At 73.2% G+C, this 22,779-nt stretch carries 23 protein-coding genes and 1 pseudogene; 23 read left to right on the top strand and 1 reads right to left on the bottom strand.

Translation table 11 applies throughout. From position 1 onward, the window contains the following. The 19 genes and pseudogenes from Q1V71_RS00925 to Q1V71_RS00835 form a co-directional block, all read left to right on the top strand. Window positions 1-235 (top strand): annotated as a pseudogene (locus Q1V71_RS00925) (pantetheine-phosphate adenylyltransferase); the annotation flags it as partial. A gap of 90 nt (window positions 236-325) precedes the next feature. Continuing rightward, entirely contained in the window at window positions 326-877 is a 552-nt protein-coding gene (locus Q1V71_RS00920) for a YceD family protein (protein WP_300639426.1), read from the top strand. Window positions 878-922: 45 nt separating this feature from the next. Continuing rightward, window positions 923-1,108, top strand: a complete 186-nt coding sequence (rpmF, locus tag Q1V71_RS00915) for a 50S ribosomal protein L32 (RefSeq protein ID WP_300639421.1) — start codon at window positions 923-925, stop codon at window positions 1,106-1,108. A gap of 22 nt (window positions 1,109-1,130) precedes the next feature. Further along, window positions 1,131-1,910, top strand: a complete 780-nt coding sequence (rnc, locus tag Q1V71_RS00910; RefSeq protein ID WP_367280112.1) for a ribonuclease III — start codon at window positions 1,131-1,133, stop codon at window positions 1,908-1,910. Between the two features lies 1 nt (window position 1,911). Beyond that, window positions 1,912-2,778 (top strand): bifunctional DNA-formamidopyrimidine glycosylase/DNA-(apurinic or apyrimidinic site) lyase, encoded by an 867-nt coding sequence (gene mutM / locus Q1V71_RS00905; RefSeq protein ID WP_300639415.1) that lies wholly within the window; start codon window positions 1,912-1,914, stop codon window positions 2,776-2,778. A gap of 176 nt (window positions 2,779-2,954) precedes the next feature. Beyond that, window positions 2,955-3,158 (top strand): hypothetical protein, encoded by a 204-nt coding sequence (locus Q1V71_RS00900; protein ID WP_300639412.1) that lies wholly within the window; start codon window positions 2,955-2,957, stop codon window positions 3,156-3,158. 51 nt (window positions 3,159-3,209) lie between these two features. After that, a complete protein-coding gene (locus tag Q1V71_RS00895) occupies window positions 3,210-4,778 on the top strand; it encodes a hypothetical protein (RefSeq protein WP_300639409.1) in 1,569 nt (522 codons plus the stop codon). An 85-nt stretch (window positions 4,779-4,863) separates the two neighbouring features. After that, complete coding sequence (locus Q1V71_RS00890) at window positions 4,864-6,231, top strand: MFS transporter (protein WP_300639406.1); 1,368 nt, start codon at window positions 4,864-4,866, stop codon at window positions 6,229-6,231. A 59-nt stretch (window positions 6,232-6,290) separates the two neighbouring features. Then, window positions 6,291-9,881, top strand: a complete 3,591-nt coding sequence (smc, locus tag Q1V71_RS00885; RefSeq protein WP_300639403.1) for a chromosome segregation protein SMC — start codon at window positions 6,291-6,293, stop codon at window positions 9,879-9,881. 22 nt (window positions 9,882-9,903) lie between these two features. After that, window positions 9,904-10,359 carry a thioesterase family protein gene (locus tag Q1V71_RS00880; RefSeq protein WP_300639400.1) on the top strand — a complete coding sequence of 152 codons (456 nt, stop codon included), beginning with the start codon at window positions 9,904-9,906 and terminating at the stop codon, window positions 10,357-10,359. A gap of 23 nt (window positions 10,360-10,382) precedes the next feature. Then, on the top strand, window positions 10,383-10,598 hold the full coding sequence (locus tag Q1V71_RS00875; protein WP_300639397.1) for a hypothetical protein: 216 nt from the start codon (window positions 10,383-10,385) through the stop codon (window positions 10,596-10,598). A 63-nt stretch (window positions 10,599-10,661) separates the two neighbouring features. Beyond that, on the top strand, window positions 10,662-11,819 hold the full coding sequence (ftsY, locus tag Q1V71_RS00870; protein WP_300639394.1) for a signal recognition particle-docking protein FtsY: 1,158 nt from the start codon (window positions 10,662-10,664) through the stop codon (window positions 11,817-11,819). Window positions 11,820-11,994: 175 nt separating this feature from the next. Beyond that, window positions 11,995-13,338: an ammonium transporter gene (locus Q1V71_RS00865; RefSeq protein WP_300639391.1), complete on the top strand. Its 1,344-nt coding sequence runs from the start codon at window positions 11,995-11,997 to the stop codon at window positions 13,336-13,338. Next, window positions 13,335-13,673 carry a P-II family nitrogen regulator gene (locus Q1V71_RS00860; RefSeq protein ID WP_300639388.1) on the top strand — a complete coding sequence of 113 codons (339 nt, stop codon included), beginning with the start codon at window positions 13,335-13,337 and terminating at the stop codon, window positions 13,671-13,673. Before Q1V71_RS00865 ends, Q1V71_RS00860 begins: the two co-directional genes overlap by 4 nt. Window positions 13,674-13,949: 276 nt before the next feature. After that, window positions 13,950-14,288 (top strand): P-II family nitrogen regulator, encoded by a 339-nt coding sequence (locus Q1V71_RS00855; protein ID WP_300639386.1) that lies wholly within the window; start codon window positions 13,950-13,952, stop codon window positions 14,286-14,288. After that, entirely contained in the window at window positions 14,285-16,534 is a 2,250-nt protein-coding gene (locus tag Q1V71_RS00850) for a [protein-PII] uridylyltransferase (protein ID WP_300639383.1), read from the top strand. Before Q1V71_RS00855 ends, Q1V71_RS00850 begins: the two co-directional genes overlap by 4 nt. Before the next feature lie 30 nt (window positions 16,535-16,564). Beyond that, on the top strand, window positions 16,565-18,139 hold the full coding sequence (ffh, locus tag Q1V71_RS00845; RefSeq protein ID WP_300639380.1) for a signal recognition particle protein: 1,575 nt from the start codon (window positions 16,565-16,567) through the stop codon (window positions 18,137-18,139). A 106-nt stretch (window positions 18,140-18,245) separates the two neighbouring features. After that, entirely contained in the window at window positions 18,246-18,617 is a 372-nt protein-coding gene (locus Q1V71_RS00840; RefSeq protein WP_300639377.1) for a hypothetical protein, read from the top strand. Between the two features lie 97 nt (window positions 18,618-18,714). Continuing rightward, the gene (locus Q1V71_RS00835) at window positions 18,715-19,800 is read left to right on the top strand and encodes an amidohydrolase family protein (RefSeq protein ID WP_300639374.1); all 1,086 of its coding nucleotides are present in this window, start codon (window positions 18,715-18,717) and stop codon (window positions 19,798-19,800) included. Here Q1V71_RS00835 and Q1V71_RS00830 read toward each other — a convergent pair whose 3' ends face one another. Next, the gene (locus Q1V71_RS00830; RefSeq protein WP_300639371.1) at window positions 19,801-20,331 is read right to left on the bottom strand and encodes a hypothetical protein; all 531 of its coding nucleotides are present in this window, start codon (window positions 20,329-20,331) and stop codon (window positions 19,801-19,803) included. A 180-nt stretch (window positions 20,332-20,511) separates the two neighbouring features. Here Q1V71_RS00830 and rpsP point away from each other — a divergent pair, with 180 nt between their 5' ends. From rpsP to trmD, 4 genes are all read left to right on the top strand, one after another. After that, window positions 20,512-21,015: a 30S ribosomal protein S16 gene (rpsP, locus tag Q1V71_RS00825; RefSeq protein ID WP_300639368.1), complete on the top strand. Its 504-nt coding sequence runs from the start codon at window positions 20,512-20,514 to the stop codon at window positions 21,013-21,015. 5 nt (window positions 21,016-21,020) lie between these two features. Further along, window positions 21,021-21,263, top strand: a complete 243-nt coding sequence (locus tag Q1V71_RS00820) for an RNA-binding protein (RefSeq protein ID WP_300639365.1) — start codon at window positions 21,021-21,023, stop codon at window positions 21,261-21,263. 95 nt (window positions 21,264-21,358) lie between these two features. Next, complete coding sequence (gene rimM, locus Q1V71_RS00815; protein ID WP_300639362.1) at window positions 21,359-21,907, top strand: ribosome maturation factor RimM; 549 nt, start codon at window positions 21,359-21,361, stop codon at window positions 21,905-21,907. A gap of 14 nt (window positions 21,908-21,921) precedes the next feature. After that, window positions 21,922-22,626 carry a tRNA (guanosine(37)-N1)-methyltransferase TrmD gene (gene trmD, locus Q1V71_RS00810; protein ID WP_300639359.1) on the top strand — a complete coding sequence of 235 codons (705 nt, stop codon included), beginning with the start codon at window positions 21,922-21,924 and terminating at the stop codon, window positions 22,624-22,626. The last annotated feature ends 153 nt before the right edge of the window (window positions 22,627-22,779 follow it).

Here is a 22,779-nt window from a genome sequence, read left to right as displayed (position 1 = left end):
GAAGGGCCTGCGCGCGGTCAGCGACTTCGACTACGAGCTGCAGATGGCGCAGATGAACGCCTCGCTCACCGAGGTCGAGACCGTGTTCGTCCCCACCAGCCCGGAGTGGTCCTTCCTCGCCAGCAGCCTGGTCAAGGAGGTGGCGACGTACGGGGGCGACGTGTCCACGCTGGTCCCCGACTTCGTGCACGAGCAGCTGGTCGCCCGTGTGGCCGAGAGGGGCGCCGGTGCCTAGCCTGACCAGGCAGGACGCCGTTTTGTCGCCCACCAGCCCGACGAGTACGCTGATCGCCGATCTGTTGTGCCCGGACCCGGAAGTGATCCCCTGACCAGCCTGGACCCGAGAGCGCCGCTCGTGCTCGACACCCGCGAGCTCGGCCGCCGCCCGGGGTCCCAACGTCAGGTGACGCGGACGGTGCCGGCGCCGGCAGATCTGGGCATCGACGTCCTCCGTGTCCCGGAAGGCTCGCCGGTCGAACTCGACCTGCGGCTGGAAGCGGTCATGGAGGGAGTCCTGGTCACGGGCACGGCGCGAGCCGCGCTCGAGGGCGAGTGCGCACGGTGCCTGGAGCCGATCCACGACGAGATCGAGGCCTGGTTCCAGGAGCTGTACGTCTACGCCGAGCACCAGACCTCCCACGACGAGGACGACGAGGTCAGCAGGCTGCAGGACGACCTGGTCGACCTGGAGCCGCAGCTGCGGGACGCGGTGGTGCTGGAGCTGCCGTTCCAGCCCATGTGCACCGAGGACTGCCCTGGGCTCTGCACCGAGTGCGGAGCCCGACTCGCCGAGGACCCCGACCACGCCCACGAGGCGCCGATCGACCCGAGGTGGGCAGGCCTGCAGGACCTCCAGCAGGACCTGGACGAGAAGTAAGCGAGAGGGTCGGAACCATCCGGCCCCCACACAAGGAGAAGAACAGTGGCTGTCCCGAAGCGGAAGATGTCGCGCAGCAACACCCGCCACCGTCGTTCGGCGTGGAAGACCAGCGCGCCGACCCTGGTGACCTGCGCGAACCCCGCGTGCGGTGCCAAGCACCTCCCGCACCGTGCGTGCGGCGAGTGCGGTCAGTACGGCGCTCGCGCCGAGCGTCGCCAGGTCCTCTGACCGACCTGCTCTGACCGGCACCATCGACACCTACGCGGGGCTGCGGTCCGCGCTCGGGGATCCCCTCCTGGACCCCGAGCTGCTGGACCGCGCCCTCACGCACCGTTCCTTCGCCTACGAGAACGGCGGTCTGCCGACCAACGAGCGCCTGGAGTTCCTCGGTGACTCCGTGCTCGGCGTCGTCGTGACCGAGACCCTCTACCGCACCCACCCGGACCTCTCCGAGGGCCGGCTGGCCAAGCTGCGCGCCGCCGTGGTCAACGCCCGCGCACTGGCCGAGGTCGGCCGCGCCATCGGGCTGGGCGAGCACGTGAAGCTGGGCCGGGGTGAGGAGGCGACCGGCGGTCGCCAGAAGGCCTCGATCCTCTCCGACACCGTCGAGGCCGTCATCGGTGCCGTGCACCTGTCCGGCGGCGGCTTCGAGACCTCCGCCCAGGTGGTGCACCGCCTCTTCGACCCGCTCATCGAGGCCGCCTCGGCCATGGGCGCCGGCCTGGACTGGAAGACCTCCCTCCAGGAGCTCTCGGCCGAGCACTCGCTCGGGGTGCCGGAGTACGTCATCGAGGACAGCGGCCCCGACCACATGAAGACCTTCACCGCGCAGGTCCGCGTCGGCGACCAGCTCTACGGCAACGGCACCGGCCGGTCGAAGAAGGAGGCCGAGCAGGCTGCGGCCGAGACGGCGTACGGCGAGATCGTGGCCGCCCTCGGTGTCGATGACCCCGCCACCGACGCCGCTGCCACGGCTGCCGCGGCCGTCGACGCCGGCGCGACCGGCACTCCCGACGCCACCGTCGACTGAGGTGCCCGAGCTCCCCGAGGTCGAGGTCGTCCGGGCCGGCCTGGAGCGCCACGTCCTGGGCGCCCGCGTGGTCGGGGTCGACGTCCTGCACCCGCGCCCGGTGCGCCGCGACCCACGCGGCCCCGAGGGGTTCGCCGCCGCCCTCGTCGGGCGCACCCTGACCGAGGCCCGGCGCCGCGGGAAGTACCTCTGGCTCGCCCTCGACGACGCAGACGCGCTGCTGGCCCACCTCGGCATGAGCGGGCAGCTGCTCGTCCAGCCCGACGGCGCGGAGCCCGAGCGGCACCTGCGCGTCCGGCTGCGTCTGGAGGGCGCCGCCGAGGGACGTCACCTGCACTTCGTGGACCAGCGGATGTTCGGTGGGCTCCTGGTCTCGTCCGGGGGAGCGGTGCTGCCCCCGGAGATCGCCCACATCGGGCGCGACCCCCTCGACCCGCTCTTCGACCTCGACGACGTCGTGCGCCGGGTGCGCGGGCGCACGGTGGCGATCAAGCGGCAGCTGCTGGACCAGAACCTCGTCTCGGGCATCGGCAACATCTACGCCGACGAGGCGCTGTGGCGGGCCCGTGTGCACGGCGAGCGGCCCGGCGACCGGCTCACCCGAGCCCAGGTGGTCGAGCTGTTCGGGCACGCGCGGGACGTCATGACCGACGCCCTGGCTCAGGGCGGCACCTCGTTCGACGCGCTCTACGTCAACGTCAACGGCGAGTCCGGCTACTTCGACCGCTCCCTGCACGCCTACGGCCGGGAGGGCGAGCCGTGCGACCGCTGCGCCCGTCCCATCCGGCGGGTCGCCTTCATGAACCGGTCCTCGTTCTTCTGCCCCGGCTGCCAGCCCGTCCCGCGCCGGCGCAGCGCCCCTCGCTGAGTCGCTCCGACCGCTTGCGGGAGGGCTGCGCAGACCGGTCCAGCCGGGGGCTCCCGGCCGGTTTGACCGGACCGGTGTCCGGTGCGATCCTGAGAGACGGTCCGGATACTGGACCCACCCCCGGGTCTCCTGGCCCGATCTCGTCACCCCACCACTGTTGTCTGGAAGGTTCCCTCATGGCCAAGGCGCTGCTCGGCTACATGCACAGCGACCTGCGGGACGCCCGACTCGTCACCGAGAACGCGCGTCTGCGCAACCGGGTCAGCGAGCTCGAGGCCCTCGTGACCACGCTCGCCGCAGAGAACGACCGCCTCGTGGCGGCCCAGGCGGCCGAGCTGATCGCCCCGCTGCAGCCGCGCAAGGAGATGCAGCCCGTCTGAGGCTGCTCCCACGGCGCGTGACCGGGGCCGGGCCCCGTCGTTGATCGCGTCGTGACCCTCCTGCGACCCTCCAGCACCTCCCGTCGTACGCCGTCGGCCGGCCGCCGCGCGCTCGCGGCCCTGGCCTGCGCGGCCCTCGCGACGCCCGTGGCGACCCTCGCGCTCGTCTCGCCCGCCGCGGCCGACGGTGGCGGTGAGGCCGCCCGCGACCGGCTCGCCGGCCGTGCCGGTGCCGGCTCCGCCAGCGCCGGGCTGATCATGTCCGACGACATCGAGCACGTCGGGGCGAACCCGTCTCAGCTGGCGATCTCCGGGTGCTTCATGCGCTCGGCGCCGGTCCTCGTCACCAGCGGCGTCGACTCGATCCGGGTCTACGACGTCAGCGACCCGCTGAGCCCCACGCTCACCGGGGTCCTGCCGCAGGCGCTGTTCGAGAACGAGGCGATGACCTGCGGTGAGCGCCGCACCCGCGAGGGGGTCCGTCGCTTCGTGCTGGTCGGGGTCGACCTCGTCGCTGCCGCCCCCACCCAGCCCGAGCACGTGAACGCGGGCGGCGGCCAGCTGAGCATCGTCGACGTCACCGACCCCACCGCCCCGACCATCACGGCCAGCGCGCCCGGCCTCACCAGCACCCACACCGTGGCGTGCGTCGACGGCGCCCAGTGCCGCTACGCCTACTCCGCGGGCGACTCCGGGAGCGGCACCTTCTCGGTCTTCGACCTGCGCGACCTCGACGCGCCGCGGGAGGTCGACGGTGACGAGGAGGCCGACGGCCTCCAGGCCTTCGCCTCGCCGACCGCGGGCCACAAGTGGAACTTCGACGCCGCCGGCGTCGGCACCCACACGGGCTTCGACGGCTCCTCCATGTGGTCGACCCGCAAGCCCGCCCGGCCGCGGCTGCTCGCCACCACGGGCCTCGCCGGCCAGGGCGAGGACCCGGACTTCGAGGGCTACAACGACTTCATCCACCACAACTCGTTCCGTCCGAACGCGAAGCGCTTCGAGCCGGGCGCCGAGCCCTCGCTCAAGAACGGCAACGTGCTGCTGGTGACCGAGGAGGACTACGAGCAGACCGACTGCGCCCTCGCCGGTTCCTTCCAGACCTGGTGGGTCAAGCGGCTGGACGGCAAGCCGGGCAGCATCGTGCCGCTGGACAAGGTCGAGCTCGCCGACCTTGGCACCTTCCCGCTGCCCCGGGGCACCTTCTGCTCCTCGCACTGGTTCGACTACCGCGCCGGCGGACTGGTGGCGGTCGGCTTCTACGGCGGCGGCCTCCAGGTCCTCGACGTCACCGACCCACGCGACATCCGTGCCTACGCCCACGCGATCTGGGGCGCCTCGGAGGTCTGGGACGCCCTGTGGGTCCCGGTCTACGAGGACGGTGTCGCGACCGCCCGCGACACCAACGTCGTCTACGCCATCGACCTGCTGCGCGGGCTGGATGTCTACACCGTCGACGTCACCGGCGCCGGGGGCGGTGCCCTGCGTCTGGCCTCGGCCACAGGCCCCACGGAGCGGCTCGAGTCCGGCAGCACGCCGCTGGCCCTGGTCGGCGGGGCCGCGCTGCTGGCGCTCGGGCTGGGTCGGGTACGGCGCCGGGTCGAGCTCGCGCGCGGCTGAGGCCTCGATCGGCAGCCGCGGGACCAGGTCGGCGGCGGAAACTCCCGCGCGCCGACGTACCCCCACGGGCTAGCCTCCCGTCCTCGTGAGCACGGGGTGGGGGACCAGGGTCGGCGAGGTCGTCGCACCCGCGCGGCTCGGCCGGGACTTCCGCTGGCTGCTGTCCTCGGTGTGGGTGGGCAACCTCGGTGACGGCCTGGCGATCGCCGCCGGCCCGCTGCTGGTCGCCCAGCAGACCGACTCGCCCTTCCTCATCGCGATGGCCGCCACCCTGCAGTGGCTGCCGAAGCTGCTCTTCGCGCTGCCCGCCGGCGTGGTCACGGACCGGGTCGACCGGCGGGTGCTGGTGGTCTGCGTGGACCTGGTGCGGGTGGGCGTGCTCGGGCTGCTCGCCGCGAGCATCCTGACCGGCACCGTCTCGATCGCCGTGGTGCTCGTCGCGCTCTTCCTGCTCGGCACGGCGGAGACCTTCGCCGACAACGCCTCCCAGACGCTGCTGCCGATGCTGGTGCACCGCGACGACCTCGCGGTCGGCAACGCCCGGATCCAGACCGGCCTGATCACCTTCAACCAGCTCGCGGGCCCGCCTGTCGGCGCACTGCTCTTCGCGGCCGGCACCGCGGTGCCCTTCCTCGCGCAGGGCCTGTTGGTGCTCGCCGCGATCGCGACCATCGCGCGCGTGCGGCTGCCGGACCACGGCCGGGACCCGGAGACCTCCTCCCACGTGCTGCACGACGTGGTCGAGGGCTTCCGGTGGGTGTGGCACCACGCGGCCGTGCGGACGCTCGTCCTCACGCTCACGGTCTTCAACCTGACCTTCGGCGCCGCCTGGTCGGTGCTGGTGCTCTACGCCACCGAGCGGCTCGGGATGGGCGAGGTCGGCTTCGGCCTGATCACCACGGTCGGCGCGGTCGGGGGACTGGCCGGCACCGCGGCGTACGGCTGGATCACTCGGCGGGTGAGCCTCGGCGACCTCATGCGGATCGGCCTGGTCCTGGAGACCCTCACCCACCTCGGGCTGGCCCTCACGACCTCGCCCGTGGTGGCGCTGGCGATCTTCTTCGTCTTCGGCGCCCACGCGTTCATCTGGGGCACCACCTCCATCACCATCCAGCAGCGGGCCGTGCCGACGGCGCTGCAGGGTCGGGTGGGCGGGGTCTACCTGCTCGGCTGCTTCGCCGGGCTGGTCTCGGGCGGACTGCTGGGCGGGGCGCTGGCCCAGGCGTACGGCGTCACCGCGCCGTTCTGGTTCGCCTTCGTCGGCTCCGCGCTGCTCGTGGTGCTCATCTGGGGCCAGCTCTCCCACATCGCCCACGCCGACGCCCAGGACCCGGAGGCCCTCGACGGCCCTGTCAGCCCCGGCAGCCCCGTCGGGGGCGCCGTGGCCGACGCGGTGGCGCCCCGTCCGCACCCGGACGCCGAACAGCCGGGCGCCGGGACCGCCACGCAGTAGGGTGAGCGCCGCGCGCGCCCCGACGGCCCGCGCCATCGAGCCGGCCCCGGGAGCGTGCGTTGTACCTGAAGAGCCTGACCCTCAAGGGGTTCAAGTCCTTCGCGTCCTCCACGACGCTGCAGCTCGAGCCCGGCATCACCTGCATCGTCGGACCCAACGGGTCGGGCAAGTCCAACGTCGTCGACGCCCTCGCCTGGGTGATGGGCGAGGCCAGCGCCAAGAGCCTGCGCGGCGGCAAGATGGACGACGTCATCTTCGCCGGCACCTCCGGCCGCCCGCCCCTGGGCCGGGCCGAGGTGCTGCTGACCATCGACAACTCCGACGGCGCGCTCCCGATCGAGTACGCCGAGGTGACGATCAGCCGCACGATGTTCCGCTCCGGCGGCTCGGAGTACGCCATCAACGGCACCCCGTGCCGGCTGCTGGACGTGCAGGAGCTGCTGAGCGACTCCGGCATCGGTCGCGAGATGCACGTTATCGTCGGCCAGGGCCAGCTCGACTCGATCCTGCACGCCACCCCGGAGGACCGCCGCGGCTTCATCGAGGAGGCCGCGGGCGTCTTGAAGCACCGCAAGCGCAAGGAGAAGGCGCTGCGGAAGCTGGACGCGTGCGAGGGCAACCTCACCCGTCTGAACGATCTGCTCTCGGAGATCCGTCGCCAGCTCAAGCCGCTGGGTCGCCAGGCCGAGGTGGCCCGCCGCGCCGCCACCGTCCAGGCCGACGTCCGCGACGCCCGTGCCCGTCTGCTGGCCGACGACCTGGTCCGTGCCCGCACGGCGCTGGAGCAGGAGATGGCCGACGAGTCCCTGCTCGTGGCCCGCCGCGAGGAGGTGGAGCAGGCGATCGCCGCCGCCCGCGAGGCCGAGGCCGCGCTGGAGGCCGCCCTGCGCGAGGACCTGCCGGCGCTGTCTGCCGCCCAGGACACCTGGTACTCCCTGTCCGGGCTGCGCGAGCGCCTGCGCGGCACCCAGTCGCTGGCCGCGGAGCGCATCCGCAACGCCTCCGGCAGCGCGGTCGTGGAGACCGCCTCGGGGCGCGACCCCGACCAGCTCGAGGCGGAGGCCGACCGGGTCGCGGAGCAGGAGCGGCTGATCGGGATCGAGGTCGACACCAGTCGCGCCGCCCTCGACGCCGCCGTCACGGCTCGCAAGACCGCCGAGGACGCAGCGGCCGAGGAGGAGCGCCGCATCTCCGGCCTCCAGCGAGCCGCCGCCGACCGGCGCGAGGGACTCGCCCGCCTCCACGGCCAGGTCAACGCGCTGAAGTCGCGCGCCGCCGGTGCCGACGAGGAGGTCGCCCGGCTGCGGCACGCCAGGGAGGAGGCCCTCACCCGGGCCGAGCGGGCGCAGATGGCCTTCACCGCGCTGGAGACCAAGGTCGCCGGCCTCGACGCCGGCGAGGAGGGCCTGGACGCCGAGCACGAGGAGGCCGCGGCCCTGCTCGACGACGTCGAGGAGCGACTGGCCGTCGTGCGTGACCAGGCCCAGCAGGCCGACCGCGACCGCCACACGCTCACCGCCCGCAAGGACGCCCTCGAGCTCGGCCTCGCCCGCAAGGACGGCGCCGGCGCGCTGCTGGCCGCCACCGACGAGCTGCCCGGCGTCCTGGGCTCGATCGCCGCCCTGCTCTCGGTGCAGCACGGTCACGAGGCCGCGGTCGCCGCCGCCCTCGGGTCGGCCGCCGACGCCGTTGCCGTGCGCGACCCCGAGGCCGCGCTGGCCGCGCTGGGCCACCTCAAGGGCAACGACCTGGGGCGGGCGGCGCTGTTGCTGGCCGCCGGCCCCGACCTGCCCGACGCCGGTGACTGGCCGGCCCTGCCCGCCGCAGCCCAGTGGGCCGTGGACGTGGTGGAGTGCAGCGCGGAGCTGCAGCCGGCCGTCTCGGCCCTGCTCGACCGGGTCGCCGTCGTCGAGGACCTCACCGCCGCGCGCGCGCTCGTCGCCGCGGAGCCGTCGGTCACGGCCGTCACCGCCGAGGGCGACCTGCTGGGCGCACGCTTCGTCTCCGGCGGCTCCAGCGACCAGCCGAGCCTGCTGGAGATCCAGGCCGCCGTCGAGGAGGCCGAGGCCGCGCTCGCGGAGGCGGTGGCCGCGGGGGAGCGGGCCGCCTTCGAGACCAGCCGGCTCGAGGCCGAGCGGCACGAGGCGACCAAGCGGGTCGACGTGGCGCTCGCCCGGCTCCACGAGTCCGACGCCACGCTGGCCGCTGTCGCCGAGGAGCTGGGCCAGCACGGCTCGCAGGCCCGCGCCGCACGGGGCGAGGCCGAGCGGCTCGAGCAGGCCATCGCCCGGGCCGAGGAGGCCCGCGAGCAGGCCGTCGCGGGGCTCGCGGAGCTCGAGGAGCGCCTCGCGGCCGCGGAGCAGACACCCGAGGAGGAGCCGGACACCGGCGTGCGCGAGGAGCTCGCGGAGGCCGCGCGCGCCGCCCGCCAGGCCGAGATGGACGCGCGGCTCGCGCTGCGCACCTCCGAGGAGCGGGCCCGGGCCCTGCACGGTCGCGCCGACGGGCTGCGCCGCAGTGCCGCCAAGGAGCGCGACGCCCGGGCCCAGGCCGCGGCCCGGCGCGCCCAGGTGATCCGCGAGGGGCGTGCCGCCGAGGCGGTCGCCGCCGCCACCACCTACGTCCTGCACCGGCTCGAGGTCTCCGTCCAGGCGGCCGCGGACGCCCGCGCCGCCGTGGAGGAGGCCCGCCGCGGTCGCGAGGAGGAGCTGCGCGAGGTCCGCGCGCGCCTGCGCGAGCTCGCCAAGGAGCACGAGGAGCTCGTCTCCTCGGTCCACCGCGACGAGGTCGCACGCACCCAGCAGCGGATGCGGATCGAGCAGCTCGAGAACCGCACCCTCGAGGAGCTCGGGCTCGAGCCCGACGCCCTCGTCGCCGACTACGGCCCCGACCAGCTCGTGCCGCTGCTCGACGCAGCGGGCGCCGAGCCGGGCGCCGCCGGCGAGGACGGCGAGGACGGTGACGCGGCTCCGCGCACGGTGCCGTTCGTCCGCGAGGAGCAGGTCAAGCGGCTCAAGGCCGCCGAGCGCGCCCTGTCGATGCTCGGCAAGGTGAACCCCCTGGCGCTGGAGGAGTTCTCCGCGCTCGAGGAGCGCCACCAGTTCCTCTCCGAGCAGCTCGAGGACCTGCGCCGCACCCGCAAGGACCTCCTCGACATCGTCAAGGACGTCGACGACCGGGTCGAGCAGGTCTTCCGCGAGGCCTACGCCGACGTCGAGAAGGCCTTCGACGCCACCTTCGCCCGGCTCTTCCCGGGCGGCGAGGGCCGGCTCGTGCTGACCGACCCCGACAACATGCTCTCCACCGGTGTCGAGGTCGAGGCCCGTCCGCCCGGCAAGAAGGTCAAGCGGCTCTCGCTGCTCTCCGGCGGTGAGCGCTCGCTGGTGGCCGTGGCCTTCCTGGTGGCCCTCTTCAAGGCCCGGCCCAGCCCCTTCTACATCCTCGACGAGGTCGAGGCCGCGCTCGACGACACCAACCTCGGCCGCCTCCTCCAGATCTACGAGGAGCTGCGGGAAAACTCCCAGCTGCTCGTCATCACCCACCAGAAGCGCACGATGGAGGTCGGCGACGCGCTCTACGGCGTCACCATGCGCGGCGACGGTGTCTCGGCCGTCATCAGCCAGCGCCTCCGCGAGCAGGAGCCGGCATGAGCAGCACGAGGGGGCAGCACTGATGCCCCGCACCCGTCCCACCCGCGACCAGTACGTCGCCTGGCGCACCGTCACCACCCGGTGGCGTGACGACGACGCGTACGGCCACCTCAACAACGCGACGTACTACGAGCTCTTCGACACCGCGGTGAACGCCCACCTCTACGAGGCGACCGGCGTGGACGTGCGCAGGCTGCCGCAGATCGGGGTGGTCGCGGAGACCTCCTGCCAGTACTTCACCGAGATCGGCTTCCCGGAGCCGATCGAGATGGGCCTGGTGTGCGACAAGGTCGGCACCTCCTCGGCGATCTACCGCATCGGCCTGTTCCAGGGCCCGGGCGAGGAGGCGGCGGCCGAGGGCCGCTTCGTCCACGTGTACGTCGACAACACCGACCCCGCACGGCCGGTCACGCCGATGCCGGACGTGATCCGCGCCGCAGTCACCCCGCTGCTGCGCGCGCCCGACTCCTCGTCCTGACGCGGCTGTGGCACGGTGACGTCGTGCTCCCCATCCTGATCGCCATGCTCCTGGTCGTCCTGGTCGCGGGACTCGTCCTCTTCTACGTCGCCTTCCCGCACCGTGGGCAGAAGCCCGCCCAGGCGGAGTGGCTCGGTGAGGCCATGACCAGGGCCGCCAACCGCTTCGAGACCCTCGACGAGACCGATGGTGACGCGGCCGTGCGCCCGCGTCCCGACGAGCCCCGCACCCACGTCTGAGCCCGCACCCGCACCCGCTTCCCCCGTGCCCGGCCGCCGGGACGCGGGTGGTTGGATGAGCCGGTGGACTCGCTCGCGCTGCTGATCCTGCTCATCGCCGTCGTCGGTGTCGCCCTCGTGGCGCTGGTGGCCGGCCTGGTCGTCAGTGGGCGCCGCAAGCCGCGGCCGCTCCCGGACACCCACACCGACGTCCTCGGCACCCCACCGGCCGACCCGGACGTCCCGACCGAGCTCAGCGCCCCGCCGGCGACCATCGACGTCCTCGAGCCGCCGGTGCCGGTGGTCGAGGAGCCGGTCCTCGAGCGCCCCGAGGGCACCGCCTCGCGGCTCGTGCGGCTGCGCCAGCGTCTCGCCGGCTCGCAAGGTGCCCTGGGCCGCGGCCTGCTCGCCCTGCTCTCGCGCGACAAGCTCGACGAGGACACCTGGGAGTCGATCGAGGACACGCTGCTCACCGCCGACATCGGCGTGGCGCCCACCCAGGAGCTGGTGGAGCGGTTGCGCACCCGGCTGCGGGTCGAGGGGGAGGGCGACGCCCGCTCCATCCTGCGCGAGGAGCTCGTGGCGCTGGTCGGCCCCGACATGGACCGCCGCCTGCAGGTGACCGGTGCCGACGGCCGGCCCGGCGTGGTGCTCGTCGTGGGCGTGAACGGCGCCGGCAAGACCACCACCGTCGGCAAGATCGCCCGCATCCTGGTCGCCGAGGACCTCCGGGTCGTCCTGGGGGCGGCCGACACCTTCCGGGCCGCCGCGGTCGACCAGCTGGCGACCTGGGGCGAGCGGGTCGGTGTCGAGGTCGTGCGCGGCGAGGAGGCCGCGGACCCCGCGAGCGTGGCGTTCCGCGCGGTCGAGAGCGGCACGACCGCGGGCGTCGACACCGTCATCGTCGACACCGCCGGCCGCCTGCAGAACAAACAGGGCCTCATGGACGAGCTCGGCAAGGTCAAGCGGGTCATCGAGAAGCAGGCCCCGGTCACCGAGGTCCTGCTCGTCCTCGACGCGACCACGGGCCAGAACGGCCTGATCCAGGCCCGCGTCTTCTCCGAGGCCGTGGCGGTGACCGGGATCGTGCTGACCAAGCTCGACGGCTCGGCCAAGGGCGGCATCGTGGTCCAGGTCCAGCGCGAGCTCGGCGTCCCGGTCAAGCTCGTCGGCCTGGGCGAGGGTCCCGACGACCTCGCCCCCTTCGACGCCGGCGCCTTCGTCGACGCGCTGCTGGGCTGAGCCGGAAACGCACTCGTAACACTCGGCCCGGACCTGTTTCGTGACCGAAACACGTGCGGGCTGGTGAGGAAACCTGCGCGCTGGAAGGTCGTCCACGAAACGGGGCGGACCTCCACCTGACAGCGCTGTCGGTAGCTGCGGGGGCCGTCTGACGGACAGATCCCCTGGAGGTTTCATGGACGGCTACAACGCCTTCATGCTCGTGGCCACCTTGTTGGTGCTCATGATGACCACACCCGCACTGGCCCTCTTCTACGGCGGCATGACCCGCTCGAAGTCGGTGCTCAACATGATGTTCATGTCCTACGTCGCCATGGCGATCGTCGGGATCATCTGGGTCCTGTGGGGCTACTCGATGGTCTTCGGTGGTGAGGGGACCTTCTTCGCCTCGCCCCTGGAGAACTTCGCGCTCGAGGGCGTCGGGTACGAGGGCTACACCTTCATGGCCTTCCAGTTAACCTTCGCGGTCATCACCACCGCTCTGATCAGCGGCGCGATCGCCGACCGCGTCAAGTTCTCGGCCTGGGTCGTCTTCGTCCCGCTGTGGGCCACGTTGGTCTACTTCCCGCTGGCCCACATGGTCTTCAGCTGCACCGACGACTCGCTGATCTGCGGCCAGATCGGCGCCCAGGACTACGCCGGCGGCACCGCCGTCCACATCAACGCCGGTGTGGCCGGCCTGGTCCTCGCCCTCGTGGTCGGCAAGCGCCTCGGCTTCGGCCGCGAGCCCATGCGCCCGCACAACCTGACCCTCACCATGCTCGGCGCGGCCCTGCTGTGGGTCGGCTGGTACGGCTTCAACGTCGGCTCGCTGATCTTCGACGACTCCCTCGACCCCAGCACCCAGTTCCTCGCCGAGACGGGTCTGACCTTCACCAACACGACCCTGGCCACGATGGCAGCCATCCTCGGCTGGCTGGTGGTCGAGAAGCTGCTGCACGGCAAGGCCACCACCTTGGGTGCTGCCTCGGGCATCGTCGCCGGTCTGGTCGCCATCACCCCGGCCGCCGGCGCGGTCAACGTCCTGGGTGCCTGCGTCATCGGCCTGGTCTCCGGCGCGGTCTGCGCCTGGGCTGTCGGCCTGAAGTTCAAGCTCGGCTTCGACGACTCCCTCGACGTGGTCGGCGTCCACCTCGTCGGCGGCCTCATCGGCACCCTGATGGTCGGCCTCTTCTCCCGTACCGCTCCCGAGGGCAGCAACATCGCCGGCGGCGCCGTGGACGGGTTGTTCTACGGTGGCGGTGTGGAGTCGCTGGTCGACCAGACCCTCGGTGTCCTGGTCGCGGTCGCCTGGTCCGGCATCATCACGCTGCTCATCGCACTGGCCATCAAGTACACGATGGGCTGGCGGGTCAGCGAGGAGGCCGAGATCGACGGTATCGACTTCGACCAGCACGGCGAGACCGCCTACGACCTCAACACCAGCCTGTCCAGCAGCGGCAAGGGCGGTCTCCTGACCGGAGCCGTCCCGCCGAAGAGCGCCACCAGCCCCAGCAAGTCGGAAGGAGCCTCGGCATGAAGCTCGTCACCGCTGTCATCAAGCCGCACAAGTGGGAGGACGTCCGCGAGGCCCTCGAGACCTTCGGCGTCACCGGGATGACCGTCTCGGAGGTCTCCGGCTACGGCCGCCAGAAGGGCCACACGGAGGTCTACCGCGGCGCGGAGTACGACATCGCGCTGGTGCCGAAGATCCGGATCGAGATCGTGGTCGAGGACGACGACGCCGAGGACGTCCTCGGCATCATCGTCAAGACCGCCCAGACCGGTCGGATCGGTGACGGCAAGGTCTGGCTCAGCCCGGTCGAGAGCGTGGTCCGCGTCCGGACCGGCGACCGGGACGCCGCGGCCATCTGAGGAACGGCCCACGCAGTCCGTCCCGGGCCCCGGCGACCACCCCGCGGTGGCCGCCGGGGCCCGGCTCCGCGTCGGGCGGCAGGTCCGCCGCAGGTGCGCCGTACGTCCGGCGGGGGGCCCGGACGAGGGCCCCGGGCGGACCTGCACCGCGGAGGGGCGAGCCGGGTCCGCCGTGGCTCGGGCATGCTGGCCCCCGCGCTCCGGCCGGGACGCAGCAGCCGGCAGGACGCAGGCTGCACCGATCCGCTCCACCGCCAGGACCACGACAGGGGAGACATGAAGCTCGTCACCGCGGTGATCAAGCCGCACAGGTGGGAGGACGTCCGGGTCGCCCTCGAGGCGGCCGGTGTCACCGGCATGACCGTTTCGGAGGTCTCCGGCTACGGCCGCCAGAAGGGCCACACCGAGGTCTACCGCGGCGCTGAGTACGACATCGCGCTGGTGCCGAAGATCCGGCTCGAGATCGTGGTCGACGACGAGGAGGCGGACACCGTGCTGGACGCGATCGTGGCCGCTGCCGCATCGGGCCGGATCGGCGACGGCAAGGTGTGGGTCACCCCCGTCGAGACCGTGGTGCGGGTCCGCACCGGCGACCGGGACTCAGCGGCCCTGTGACCAGCGAGGAGCGCGCCCGACGCACTGCCGAGGCCGACGCGCTCTGCGCTGCGGCGTACGACGCTGCCGGAGGCCCCGGGAACGGCTGTGCCCTCGTGGCTGTCGGCGGGTACGGCCGCGGTGAGCTCGCGCCGCACTCGGACCTCGACGTGGTGCTGGTCCACGACGACGGCGTCGACCCAGGCGAGGCCGCGGGGCAGGTCTGGTACCCGCTCTGGGACTCCGGGAAGACCATCGACCACTCGGTGCGCGGCCTGGGCGAGATGGTGGCTGCGGCCGATGCCGACCTCAAGGTCGCGCTCGGCCTGCTCGACGTGCGGCACCTGGCCGGTGACCCGCACCTCACGCTGCGCCTGCGCACCACGATGCTCGCCCACTGGCGCCGGCACGCCGCGGACCGGCTCCCGGCCCTCCACGCGCTGGTGCGGGCGCGGCACGAGCTGATGGGGGAGCTGGCCCACCGGTCGGTGCCGGACCTGAAGGAGTCCGAGGGCGGGCTGCGCGACACGACCGTGCTCCGGGCGCTGACCGCGACCTGGCTGGTCGACGTGCCCGGCCCCGAGCTGGAGCCCAGCCGGCTGGCGCTGCTGGACGTGCGCGACCTCGTGCAGGGTGCCGCCGGTCGCGCCACCGACCGGATCCAGCCCGAGGCGTGGAGCGAACTGGCCACCGGCCTGGGGCTGCCCGACGCCCGCAGCGCCCAGGTGCACGTGCGCACCCTCGGTCGCCGCACGACCCACCTCTCGCGACTGACCTGGCGTCGGGTCGAGGACTACCTCAAGCGCCCGGAGTCCGCGCGGACCGCCCGCCGCCCCCAGCTGCTCCCCGTCGCACCGGGCGTGGCCCTGTCACGGCGCGAGGTCGTCCTGGACGCCCGGGCCCGTCCCGCCGAGGACCCGGTGCTGCTGCTCCGCGCCGCGGCCGCGGCCTCCGAGCTGGACGCCGTGCTCGCCCCGCCGACCGCGGCGCGGCTGGCGCGGGAGTCCGCTGCCCTGCCGCAGCCGTGGCCGGACGAGGCGCGCCAGCAGCTGGTGCGGATGCTCGCCGGTCCGGGGCTCCTGCACGTGTGGGAGACCCTCGAGGAGACCGGTGCCGTCGACCGGCTGCTCCCCGAGTGGCAGCGCATCCGGCTGCTTCCGCACGCGTCGGCCATCCACCGCTTCACCGTGGACCGGCACGTGGTCGAGACCTGCCTGGAGGCGGCGTCGCTGATCCGGCGGGTAGGGCGTCCGGACGTCCTCATGGTCGCCGCCCTCCTGCACGACATCGGCAAGGGCAGCCTCACCGAGCACAGCGTCGCGGGGGAACCGATCGCGCGCGAGATCGCCACCCGCATGGGCTTCGACGACGAAGCGGTCGAGCTGGTGGCCCGGCTGGTCCGCTGGCACCTGCTGCTCTCCGAGACAGCCACGACGCGCGACCCCGACGACCCGGCCACCGTGGAACGGGTCGCCTCACGGGTGGGCTCGGTCGAGGCGCTGGAGCTGCTGACGGTGCTCACCGAGGCCGACGCCCGGGCGGCCTCGCCGCAGGCCTGGTCGACGTGGCGGGCCAGCCTCGTCCACGACCTCGCGCGCCGCGTGCGCGCCTCCCTCGACTCCGGCGCCGGTGCGCCGCCCCTGCTGGCCGAGGAGGTCGAGGTCCCGCGCGCCGTCCGCAACGGCGAGGTGTCGGTGCGGGTCGAGCAGGTCGGGGACGGGTCGCGGGTCACCGTGGTCGCCCCGGACCGGGTCGGGCTGCTCGCCGACCTCGCGGGGGTCCTCGCCCTGCAGCGCGTCCCCGTCCGTGCGGCCCGTGCCTGGGCCCAGGAGGCCGTCGGGGTCTCGGTGTGGGAGGTCGGCGAGCCCCAGCTGGACGCCGGGGTGCTGCGCGAGAAGCTTGACGCCATCGTGGAGGGCCGCCTCGACCCGGTCCGGCGGCTGCGACCGGCGGCACGGCAGGGGCAGGAGCTGGCGCCGATCGTCGAGGTGCGCCCGGAGGCGTCGAGCACCTCGACGGTGCTGGAGGTGCGCGCCGCCGACCGCCCGGGAGTCATCTACCTGGTCTGCGCGGCGCTGGCCCACCTCGACGTGGCCGTCCGCTCCGCGCACGTCGCGACCCTGGGACCCCAGGCCGTGGACGTGTTCTACCTCCAGGAGGCGGGGGCCGGAGCGCTGTCGGAGACCCGGGCCGCCGAGGCGGCGCATGCGGTGCGGGCGGCCCTCACCGGGGAGCCGGTCGACCAGCCGGCCGACCGGGGTCGCTGAGCACCCGCGGCACGTCGTTAGGCTGGGCGGGTGTTCGCCACCCTCTCCGACCGTCTCGCCGACACCTTCAAGAACCTCCGGGGGAAGGGTCGTCTCTCCGAGGCCGACATCGACGCCACCGCGCGCGAGATCCGGATCGCACTGCTCGAGGCCGACGTCGCCCTGCCGGTGGTCAAGGAGTTCGTGGCCGCGGTCAAGGAGCGGGCGCGCGGCGAGGAGGTCAGCGGTGCGCTGAACCCGGCCCAGCAGGTCGTCAAGATCGTCCACGAGGAGCTCGTCGGCATCCTCGGCGGCGAGACCCGTCGCCTGCGCTACGCCAAGACCGGGCCGACCGTCATCATGCTGGCCGGCCTCCAGGGTGCCGGCAAGACGACCCTGGCCGCGAAGCTCGCGCTCTGGCTGAAGGAGCAGGGCAAGACCCCGATCCTCGTGGCCTGCGACCTCCAGCGGCCCAACGCCGTCAACCAGCTGCAGGTCAACGGCGAGCGGGTCGGCGTCCCCGTCTTCGCACCCGAGCCCGGCAACGGCGTCGGTGATCCCGTCTCGGTGGCGCGGGCCTCGATCGAGGAGGCCAAGCGCAAGCTGCACGACGTCGTCATCGTCGACACCGCGGGCCGCCTCGGTGTGGACGCCGAGCTGATGCAGCAGGCCGCCGACATCCGCGACGCCGTCCAGCCCGACGAGGTGCTCTTCGTCGTCGACGCGATGATCGGCCAGGACGCCGTGACCACGGCCCAGGCCTTCCTCGAGGGTGTCGGGTACGACGCCGTCGTGCTCACCAAGCTCGACGGTGACGCCCGCGGTGGCGCGGCGCTGTCGATCGCGTCGATCACCGGCAGGCCGGTCATGTTCGCCTCCAACGGCGAGAAGCTGACCGACTTCGACCTCTTCCACCCCGACCGGATGGCCTCGCGCATCCTCGACATGGGTGACGTGCTCACCCTGATCGAGCAGGCCGAGAAGGCCTTCGACGCCGAGCAGGCGATGAAGGCGGCCGACAAGCTCTCCGGCAAGGGCGGCGAGTTCACCTTGGTCGACTTCCTCGAGCAGATGCAGCAGGTCCGCAAGCTCGGCTCGATGTCGAAGATCATGGGGATGCTGCCCGGGATGGGGCAGTTCCGAGACCAGCTCGAGAACTTCGACGAGCGCGAGATCGACCGGATCCAGGCGATCATCTACTCGATGACCCCCGCTGAGCGGGAGAACCCGAAGATGATCGACGGCTCCCGGCGCCAGCGGATCGCCAAGGGCTGCGGCCGCACCGTCACCGACGTCAACCAGCTCGTGGACCGCTTCTTCGAGGCGCGCAAGATGATGACCCAGCTGGCCCGTGGCGGCGGCATGCCGGGGATGCCCGGCATGCCGGGGATGCCCGGGATGGGGGGCGGCAAGGGCCGCAAGCCCAAGCAGCAGCAGAAGAAGGGCAAGGGCGGCAAGCGCGTCTCGGGCAACCCGGCGAAGGCCGCGCAGGAGAAGGAGGCCGCCAAGGAGAAGGCGGCCGCCGGGGGCAACCCGTTCGGCAACCCCGGGGCCGAGCCGGTCGACTACGAGAAGGCCGCGGCCGAGCTCAACCTGCCCAAGGACTTCTCCAAGTTCCTGAAATGACCGACCGCCGAACCGTCACCTTCGAACCCCCGAGCCGTCAGTTCTGCTCGCTCGGCGGTCCACGAGTGACGGGTCGAGGGTGCAGAACTGACGGTTCGGCGGGTCTGTGAGGAGCACGCTGGTCGTCGACGCCGCCAACGTCGTGGGCGCCCGGCCCGACGGCTGGTGGAAGGACCGGGCCGGGGCGGCACGCCGCCTCCACGAGGAGCTGCTCGTCGCCGACGTGCCCGGCGACGAGGTCGTGCTGGTCCTGGAGGGTGGCGCCAAAGCCGGGGTGAAGCCGGGGCGGGACGCGCACGTGCGCACCGTCCACGCGCCCAAGGACGGTGACTCCGCGATCCTGGCCGAGGCCCGACGTGCCGCCGAGCAGGGGCGCGAGGTCACCGTGGTCACGGCCGACCGGGCGCTGGCGGCCAACGTCGGGGGCGTCGGCGCGCGGGTCGTCGGGCCGTCCTGGCTGCTGGACCGCCTGGCCTGAGCCGCGCGAGGAACCCGAGCGCCTCGGGCGTGTCCCTCGGCTCCATGGCCTGCTACGCGGCGGCCGAGCGTCGAGGGACACGCCCTAAGGTCGTCGCATGACGACTCTCAGGTTCTCGGGTCCGGTGCTGTCCGAGGCGGGGGAGGAGCACCGCGACCTCTACGTCGTGGACGGCCGGATCACCTTCGAGCCCCAGCCGGGGGCGGAGACCGTCGCCACCGGCTGGATCGTCCCCGGCCTGGTCGACGCCCACAACCACCTCGGGCTCGAGGACGGCGGCGCGATCTCCGAGGAGGAGACCCTCGCCCAGGCGCTCGCCGACCGCGACTCCGGTGCGCTGCTGCTGCGCGACTGCGGCTCGCCCACCGACACCCGGTGGGTCCAGGAGCGTGAGGACCTCCCGCGGCTCATCCGCGCCGGGCGGCACCTCGCGCGCACGAGGCGCTACATCAGGAACTTCGCCCACGAGGTCGAGCCCGAGCAGCTGCCGGCGTACGTCGCCCAGGAGGCGCGCCACGGCGACGGCTGGGTCAAGCTCGTCGGCGACTGGATCAGCCGCGACACCGGTGACCTCGAGCCCTCCTTCCCGGTCGAGACCTTCGCTGCCGCGATCGACGCCGCCCACGCCGAGGGCGCCAAGGTGACCGCGCACTGCTTCGGCCGCGACGTCCTGCAGGGGCTGCTCGACGCGGGCATCGACTGCCTCGAGCACGGCACCGGGCTCTCGGTCGACCAGGTCGAGCAGATGGCCCGCCAGGGTGTCGCGCTCGTCCCGACCGTGCAGCAGACCGGCAAGTTCCCCGAGTTCGCGGCCGCCGGTCGGGAGAAGTTCCCGGCGTACGCCGCAACGATGGACTCCCTGGCCGCCCACCGCCGCGAGGCGCTGATGTCGGCCCACGAGGCGGGTGTCGCCCTCTACGTCGGCTCCGACGGGGGCGGGACCGGACGCCACGGCTACCTGTGGGAGGAGGCCCGGGCGATGCACGAGATGGGCATCCCGGCCGCCGACGTCCTCGCCGCCGCCACGTGGCGGGGGAGGCAGTGGCTGGGCTTCGCCGGTCTCGAGGAGGGCGCCGAGGCCGACCTCGTGGTGCTCGAACGCGACCCGCGCGCCGACCTCTCGGCGCTGGCCGAGCCGACGTGCGTGGTGCTGCGGGGTCAGGTCGTGGGCGGACCCGCCTGATCAGGGCTGGGGCAGGTCAGGGAGCCGGCTGCCGGCCGCGACCCCGCGCACGAGCGTCACGAGGAGCACGATCCCGCCGGCCAGGACCAGCACCGCGGCCAGCCCGATCGTGGCGAGCAGCTGCCCGACCAGGCCCAGCCCCTCGATCCGGGGACCGATCTCCACGGCGTCGCGGTCCGAGGCCCCGGCCGCGTCGCAGGTCATCTCGACCTCGGCCTGCGGGGCGTCGAACACCCACCTGGCCTCCCAGGGGCCCGAGGACCCGGACGAGCGGGTGAAGCTGCCGCCCACCGGGCGCAGCGGCAGCGACGTCCCGTCGGCCGCGACCTCGCAGCGCGGGGGCAGGACCGAGGAGTCGACCCAGACGAAGTGCTCCCCGGCACCGACGTCGACCACGTGCGGCCGCCCGTCCAGGGGCACCGTGGCCTCGATGTCGAAGAAGCCACGGAAGGCCAGCACCAGGCCCACCACCCCCACCACCACGCCGAGCGCGAGCAGGACGCCGCCGAGCACCAGTCGTCGTACGAGCATGGCGGCAGTCTGGCCGATTTCGGGGCCCCGGGCGGTTCTGGCATCATCTACGGCTGAGTCCTGCCCGGTGGGAACCCTCTCAGTCCCGCCCGAGGCAGAGCCCTCGAGGAGCACCAGCCCGGTCCCCACCTGGTCGGCGTGCGCCTCACCACCTTCCACCATCGAGGAGACACCACAACCGTGGCCGTCAAGATCCGCTTGAAGCGCCTGGGCAAGATCCGGGTGCCGCAGTACCGCATCGTCATCGTCGACTCGCGCAAGAAGCGCGACGGTCGGGTGATCGAGGAGATCGGCAAGTACCACCCCAAGGAGGACCCCTCGTACATCGAGGTCGTCTCCGACCGGGCGCAGTACTGGCTCGGCGTGGGCGCGCAGCCGTCCGACGCCGTGGCCGCGATCCTGAAGATCACCGGTGACTGGCAGAAGTTCAAGGGCCTGCCGGGCACCGAGGGCACACTGAAGATCAAGGAGCCCAAGGCCGACAAGCTCGAGATCTTCAACGCCGCGCTCAAGGAGGCCGACGGCGACGGCGCCGCGGCCACCACGAAGAAGGCGAAGAAGGCCGAGCCCAAGGCCGAGGAGCCCGCCGCGGAGGAGCCGAAGGCCGAGGAGGCCGCCGAGGCCCCCGCCGCCGAGGAGGCGCCCGCCGCCGAGGCCGCTGCCGACGAGAAGGCCGAGGCCTGAGCGAGATGCTCGCCGAGGCGCTGGAGCACCTGGTGCGCGGCATCGTCGACAACCCCGACGAGGTCAGCGTGCGCGACAAGACGCTGCGTCGCGGCTCCGTGCTCGAGGTCCGGGTCCACCCCGACGACCTCGGCAAGGTGATCGGCCGGGGCGGTCGCACCGCGAGCGCCTTCCGCACCGTGGTCAGCGCGCTGGCCGGTCGTGACGGTGCCCGCGTCGACTTCGTCGACGTGGACCGTCGACGGTAGGCAACGTCTGCACCCACCGACCCGTCAGAGATGATCTGGCGGGTCGGTGGCATTTCCGGGGCCAGCCCGGGCCCAGCGAGGAAGGGAGCGCCCCTGTGGAGGGCATCGAGGTCGTCGTCGGACGGATCGGCAAGCCGCACGGCATCCGTGGCGAGGTCACCGTCGACGTGCGCAGCGACGAGCCCGAGCGGCGCTTCGCCGTCGGCGCCCGGTTGCGGGCGCAGGCCCCGCGGGGGGCGGCCGGCGTGCCGGCGTACCTCACCGTCGCGCGCACGCGCTGGCACCAGGGCGTGCTGCTCGCCGGCTTCGAGGAGGCCGGTGACCGCACCGCCGCCGAGGGCCTGCGCGGCACCGTCCTGCACGTGACCCTCGACCCCGACGAGGTGCCGGAGGACCCGGAGGAGTTCTACGACCACCAGCTGGTCGGGCTGGCGGTCCACGACCTCGACGGAGCCGTCATCGGCACCGTCTCCGGCGTGGTGCACGGCGGCGCCCAGGACCTGCTCCAGGTGAAGGCCACCGACGGGCGCGACACGCTGGTGCCGTTCGTCGCTGCGCTGGTGCCCGAGGTCGACGTGGCCGGCGGCCGCGTCGTCGTCGCCGACCGGCCCGGGCTGGTCACGCCGCTGCCCGAGGACGACTGAGCCGGGTGGTGGGCATGCGGCTCGACTACGTCACGATCTTCCCCGAGTACCTCGACGCGCTCGGTGTCTCGCTGCCCGGCAAGGCGGTCGAGAAGGGGCTGCTCGAGCTGCACGTGCACGACCTGCGCACCTGGACCACCGACCGGCACCGGACCGTCGACGACACGCCGTACGGCGGCGGGGCCGGCATGGTGCTGAAGCCCGAGCCGTTCGGTGAGGCGCTGGACGCGCTGGCCGTGGACGGGGCGACCGTGGTCGTGCCGACCCCCGCCGGGCGGCCGTTCACCCAGGCGATGGCCCGCGACCTGGCCACCCGGGAGCGGCTGGTCTTCCTGTGCGGCCGCTACGAGGGCATCGACCAGCGGGTGCTCGACCACGTCGCCGAGCGCGCCGAGCTGGTCGAGGTGTCCCTGGGCGACTACGTCCTCAACGGCGGGGAGGTCGCCGCCCTGGCGATCACCGAGGCCGTCGTGCGGCTGTTGCCGGGCTTCATGGGCAACGCCGCGTCCCTGGTCGAGGAGTCCCACGAGTCCGGGCTGCTCGAGCACCCCGTCTACACCAAGCCAGCCTCCTGGCGCGGTCACGAGGTGCCCGAGGTGCTGCTCTCGGGCCACCACGGGGCGATCGCCGCCTGGCGGCAGGAGCAGGCGGTGCGCCGGACCGCCGAGCGCCGGCCCGACATGCTCACCGCGGAGGACCGGCCCGAGGACCTCGCCTGAGATTTCCGGGGCTCCCGTCCGCTGTGGCAGACTTCCCTGCTGGCCCGTGTCGGCCGAAGGGTCGCTCCGAGGAACACACGGAGGACCTGCGCCGGGCCCCTGCCACAGGGGGAGTCCTGCGCCGCCGGCCGCGACGACCGGGCCGCACCCGAA

The organism is Nocardioides sp. (assembly GCF_030149505.1).
GTDB lineage: Bacteria > Actinomycetota > Actinomycetes > Propionibacteriales > Nocardioidaceae > Nocardioides.
The sequence above is the reverse complement of the archived record's forward strand: the minus strand, read 5'-3'. Positions and strand labels throughout refer to the sequence as shown.

Bases quoted from the DNA above. Each gene is read 5' to 3' on its own strand.
- Q1V71_RS00900 (WP_300639412.1), top strand. From the start codon at position 2,955: ATGGCCAAGGCGCTGCTCGGCTACATGCACAGCGACCTGCGGGACGCC.
- Q1V71_RS00880 (WP_300639400.1), top strand. From the start codon at position 9,904: ATGCCCCGCACCCGTCCCACCCGCGACCAGTACGTCGCCTGGCGCACC.
- Q1V71_RS00865 (WP_300639391.1), top strand. From the start codon at position 11,995: ATGGACGGCTACAACGCCTTCATGCTCGTGGCCACCTTGTTGGTGCTC.
- Q1V71_RS00860 (WP_300639388.1), top strand. From the start codon at position 13,335: ATGAAGCTCGTCACCGCTGTCATCAAGCCGCACAAGTGGGAGGACGTC.
- Q1V71_RS00855 (WP_300639386.1), top strand. From the start codon at position 13,950: ATGAAGCTCGTCACCGCGGTGATCAAGCCGCACAGGTGGGAGGACGTC.
- Q1V71_RS00835 (WP_300639374.1), top strand. From the start codon at position 18,715: ATGACGACTCTCAGGTTCTCGGGTCCGGTGCTGTCCGAGGCGGGGGAG.
- Q1V71_RS00830 (WP_300639371.1), bottom strand. From the start codon at position 20,331: ATGCTCGTACGACGACTGGTGCTCGGCGGCGTCCTGCTCGCGCTCGGC.
- Q1V71_RS00820 (WP_300639365.1), top strand. From the start codon at position 21,021: ATGCTCGCCGAGGCGCTGGAGCACCTGGTGCGCGGCATCGTCGACAAC.
- trmD (WP_300639359.1), top strand. From the start codon at position 21,922: ATGCGGCTCGACTACGTCACGATCTTCCCCGAGTACCTCGACGCGCTC.